The sequence below is a fragment of the uncultured Streptococcus sp. genome (assembly GCF_938036805.1).
Taxonomy (GTDB): domain Bacteria; phylum Bacillota; class Bacilli; order Lactobacillales; family Streptococcaceae; genus Streptococcus.
On the sequence record NZ_CALHWC010000157.1, the window covers coordinates 1 to 4,859 of the forward strand.

General features: G+C 39.0%; 3 protein-coding genes and 2 pseudogenes. 3 read left to right on the forward strand and 2 right to left on the reverse strand.

Annotation, left to right across the window (positions count from 1 at the left end; genetic code table 11):
- The 3 genes and pseudogenes from Q0191_RS06405 to Q0191_RS06420 form a co-directional block, all read left to right on the forward strand.
- Positions 1 to 413 (forward strand): lipoate protein ligase C-terminal domain-containing protein (locus tag Q0191_RS06405; protein ID WP_297664875.1); only part of this gene is annotated, 413 nt, incomplete at its 5' end.
- 173 nt (positions 414 to 586) lie between these two features.
- Positions 587 to 2,581, forward strand: a pseudogene (locus Q0191_RS06415) (DUF1430 domain-containing protein).
- A gap of 1 nt (position 2,582) precedes the next feature.
- Positions 2,583 to 3,215 carry an ABC transporter ATP-binding protein gene (locus Q0191_RS06420; RefSeq protein WP_297664882.1) on the forward strand — a complete coding sequence of 211 codons (633 nt, stop codon included), beginning with the start codon at positions 2,583 to 2,585 and terminating at the stop codon, positions 3,213 to 3,215.
- Positions 3,216 to 3,292: 77 nt separating this feature from the next.
- Here Q0191_RS06420 and xerS read toward each other — a convergent pair whose 3' ends face one another.
- Positions 3,293 to 4,363, reverse strand: a complete 1,071-nt coding sequence (xerS, locus tag Q0191_RS06425) for a tyrosine recombinase XerS (RefSeq protein WP_297664884.1) — start codon at positions 4,361 to 4,363, stop codon at positions 3,293 to 3,295.
- A gap of 196 nt (positions 4,364 to 4,559) precedes the next feature.
- Positions 4,560 to 4,679, reverse strand: a pseudogene (locus Q0191_RS06430) (acetylxylan esterase); the annotation flags it as partial.
- Positions 4,680 to 4,859 lie beyond the last annotated feature (180 nt).

Sequence of the window (4,859 nt, forward strand, 5' to 3'; positions counted from 1 at the left end):
CAGTTGAAGAATTCCGTGATTTGCTATTGGAATACATGAAAAAAGAGTACCCAGAGATGACAGAATACGTTTTCTCAGAAGAAGAATTGGTGGAAATCAATCGTATTAAGGATACTAAATTCGGTACTTGGGACTGGAACTATGGGAAATCACCTGAATTTAACGTCCGTCGTGGAACAAAATTCACCAGTGGTAAGGTTGAAGTTTTTGCCAACGTCATTGAATCAAAAATCCAAGATATCAAGATTTATGGAGACTTCTTTGGTATCGAAGACGTTGCAGCTGTAGAAGATGTCCTTCGTGGAGTGAAATACGAACGCGAAGATGTCCTTAAAGCTCTAGAAACTATTGATATTACACGCTACTTTGCTGGTATCAGCCGTGAAGAAATCGCTGAAGCAGTAGTAGGATAAAACTATAAGAGATTCGCTTTTGCGGATCTCTTTTTTGGACTCAGTTTTACCTATAAATAGTTTCTAATATATTACTTTTATGGTATTATATAGATGGATAAAGTCGTTTGAAAAACTAGAAGTATCTCTCTTCAACTCCCCTTAGAAAGTGTGATCTTATGAAATGAGTCTTTATTATCTTTTCTAATCTTTTTGTCACCAGCTTTCTTCTTTGGATTGCCTTTATTTCACCAAATACGCTCATCCACCGAAGCCTCCCTGTGGTAGGAGTTCTTAAACAAGAGAGAACTGTCATTTATGAGGAGCTTTCGTCCAACTTTGATCAGTTAGCAAAGGAAAATAATAGTTTAATCGCTCGTCAGATTCAAAAAACGGATTCGCAAGGTCAAGTCAATTTCTTCTATGATCTCTATGGAGAGGGAGAGCTTCCAAAGGGCATTAAAAAAGCAGAGAAAGAACTCGCTTCTAAAGAAAGCTTACTTACCAATTACTATATCCTATCAGGGAAGTTACCACTTGAAAAGCTGGATCAAAAACTTCATGCAATTGGTTTCTCAAATACTTTCATGAATAAGCCTAATTCCTTGCAGACTTTTATGACATTTTTTGGATCTGGTTCCCAATCCTTAGCCTTGGTTATTTTTATTCTTAGCTTTAGTGCATTGGCCATTATTCAAAAAACACTTTAATTGAGGAGTGCAGGGATTCGTTACATTGCAGGGATGAGACGGTACCAACTCTTTGGGCGTTCTCTCATGGAAGATAGCAGAGAGCTGCTTTTAGGATGTATTGGAGCTAGTGCTCTAGGAGCCTTTCTGATTTATTGTTTACAATTAACCCCTTTTGCCTATTCCTTCATCATTTCGAGTAGTATCATTTACAATACGCTCTTACTCGTTGTGTCTGCTCTCCTGTCCTTTCTTTTTGCCTTCAGCATCCAGACGGTGCACTTGGTTAGCCTTTTAAAAGGGAAAATTCCAGTAAAAAGGATTTTAGTTTTTCTCTTTACCTGTCAATTTCTCGCTGTTGCTCTCATTGGCCTTGCTATCCATCGAGTCAGTATCTATGGTTCTGTCTGGCAGACTTACCAAGAGGGGAAAGTGGCTTGGTCTAAAGAGACGAATTGGGTTCAAATTGGTGTAAGTCGGGAGGATTTTTCACAGGGTACAAACAAAGAGACGCAAATTGAGAACAGAGCAAAATGGTCTAAGCTCATCGAGTCTGGCATCGAAAAAGGTGGTCTCTTGGTCTATCATCAGCTCGCATCTTTTGATTCAAAAGGCTTCATGAATGATCCTAGAACAGGGAGAGATCTTTCGATCACAGATTACGATCCTCTTGCCAATACCCTGTATGTCACTCCAAATTATCTTGATATCCAAAGGATCTCAGTTTCCCCTGAGGAAAAAGAGCGCTTGAATCACTTGCAAGCTGGAGAATTTGGACTCTTGCTCCCTGAAAAGTTGAAGGGTCAAGAAGAGGAGTTGAAAAAACGGTATGAAGATTATCTGACTCCTAGAGATGATCAAGGAAAGAGTCAGTTGCCCATGAAAGCACGGGTGACCTATCTTCCTAACAACCAAAAACGCTTTATCTATAACAATACACCGATGAACTATCAGCAATTCTTGACTGATCCGATTTTGGTTGTTGTTCGACCTCAAAGCTTTGGTGGCTACGACAATCCTTATTTCTCTCAACTCAATTCTTATCTGTATTTTGATGGACTTGAAAAAAGCAAGAAGCTAGTAGCTGAGCATGGGCTTGAAAAAAACGTGAGTCAATACGACTATGCAGCAGCTGTCTATCAGCAGATGATGCAATCCATTCAATTAGAGAACCTCATGGCCATTGCTGGGGGTGTCTTCGGAATGGCGACCTCCATTCTACTCTTTAACACCATGAATTTTCTCTATTTTGAAGAGTTTAGAAGACCGATCTTTCTGAAGAAGATTGCAGGTATGGACTTTTTGAAAACTCACAAAAGTATGCTCATATCAGAGATTACCATGCTGCTATTAGGTAGTGTCCTGATTTTCTTTCTCACACAGGAATGGTGGATTGCTCTCGTCACGCTTTTATTATTTACGATTAATGCATGGCTGATTCTCCTTTACCGCACGCATAAAGAAGAGCATTTCTTGCCCATTATTCTGAAAGGAGCCTAATATGATTAAAATAGAACACCTGGCAAAATCATTTGGAGAACGGACTGTCTTTCAGGATATCAATCTGCAATTTGCAGCAGGAAAAGTCTATGCCCTAATCGGAAATAGCGGTTGTGGCAAAACAACCCTGCTCAATATCCTGGCTAAGCTAGAACCTTATGATAAGGGAAGCATCAGCTACCGAGGGCAAGAGCTTAAGCAAATCAAATCTCATCACTTTTTCAAAAATGAATTAGGCTATCTCTTTCAAAATTTTGGTCTTCTTGAAAACGAGACCGTAGCGGCCAATTTAGAACTTGGATTGATTGGTCAAAAATGGACTAAACAAGCGAAGAAGCAGCGAAAAGAAGAAGTCTTAGAAAAGGTGGGATTGAATTATCTGACACTCGATCAAAAGATCTATGAATTATCAGGCGGAGAAGCGCAACGTGTCGCCTTGGCTAAAGTCATCCTCAAGGATCCTCCTTTGATTTTAGCAGATGAACTGACTGCAGCACTTGATCCAGAAACTTCACAAGAAATTATGAACTTGCTTTTATCATTGAAAAAGCCAGACCGCTTGATGATTCTTGCAACGCATAATCCAGCGATTTGGGAAAAAGCTGATGAAGTGATTCGGTTAAATACTATTTAAGTTAGGTAAAAATGCTCTATGATTTTTTGTTCATAGAGCATTTACTGTTGTATGTGTCATAATTTTAGTTCTGTAAACTAGAGCTTATCCAGAGCATTCTTTTGCTCATCATTGACAATGTGGGTGTAAAGGTCAGTGACTTGTGTACTGGCGTGACCTAGCTGATGGCTGACGAGAACTTGAGATTTGGTTGCATCATACAAACGTGTAGCAAGTGTATGGCGGAGTTTGTGGGGAGTCACCCGCACCTTGAAATCCTCTGAGTACTTAGCAACCATTTTTTCGACACTGGAAGCATCGATTCGATTAGGAGTGCCACGGTATTCAGTCAAAAAGAAGGCTGTATCCGTCTTTTCGGCCTTGTATCGTTTGCTCCGAATGCTCAAATATTCCTCTAAATAGGGTTTGGCAAAAGCAGCAACATTGACTGAGTCACGTTTGCCACCTTTCCTTGTCACCTCAATAACCATCATCTTGAGATTGATATCTTTCAGATCCAGATTAACAGCTTCAGATAGACGCACACCAGAGGCCAGCAGCAAGGCAATGATCGCTAAATCTCGTTCCTTGTTTTTGTTGAAAGAGGACAGGGCGCGATTAGAGAGCTTCTTAGGGTACTCAGTATCGATATACTGGAGAAATTCCTCGGTTTCATCTCCTAAAAAGAGCTTCTGTTTGATGTTCTCTGCACGAGCAGACAGAGTTTCCTTTTTCTTCTTGGTGGCGACTTTCTTCATCACATTTCGATAGAAGTAGGGCTCCCCCTGCTCGTTTTCAACTTCTTCAGTCAAATATTTGTAGAGGCTAGACAAAGCCGAAAGAGTTCGATTGATGGTTGTTTGGGAAACACCGTTTTGGGTTGTATTCGCATTGAGAAGCGGCCTCTCTCGCAAATAAAGAATGAAAGCTTCCATGTCTTTTTTGGTCATATTTTCCAATACCGAGAGGGGAATTTCAGCAATCTCTGAAGCATCAGATATATCAGAGTCTAAAACCCAGCGAAAAAATCGATCGTATTCCTTGAGGTATTCATATAAGGTTGTAAAACTATAAGGCACTGCCAGCTTGGACTGGTAGTATTCTAGAACGTACCAGGGCATAGTAGCCTTGAGTTTATCAATTCTTTCTAATAACAGCTCACGTCTCATCCTATTTCTCCGTTTTTTCTATAACAGTAGTATAGCATATCTAGATATATTATTCAAGAAAATTATAGTTTTTCGGAAAGATGTCATAAGGGATATATAGGACTGTTTTGTTTTCCTTTCTATAATCTTGTACCTTTTAAAAACAATAAAATCAGCAAATCTTACGGATCTACTGATTGTTATTTTATTCTGTAACTTATTTTTCTACATATCGAAATGGAATTTTGCTACCACAGAGCAAATTATAGACTCGATCATTGACTTGAAAATTCATAGCTTCGTGGGCATATTCTGGCATGACTAAATGCTCTTTTTTAAACACTCTAATATTTATGCTACACATTCAAATGTATCAATGATTTAACACTTATTGTCTCTATTGTATGCATAAATATAATGTTTTGAACCATTCTAAGTACTAATCCGTTTTATGTTTAACTCTGCTGGACTTGGCCAGATAACATGATGCAAAAATGACAATAATTCTGATTAGATA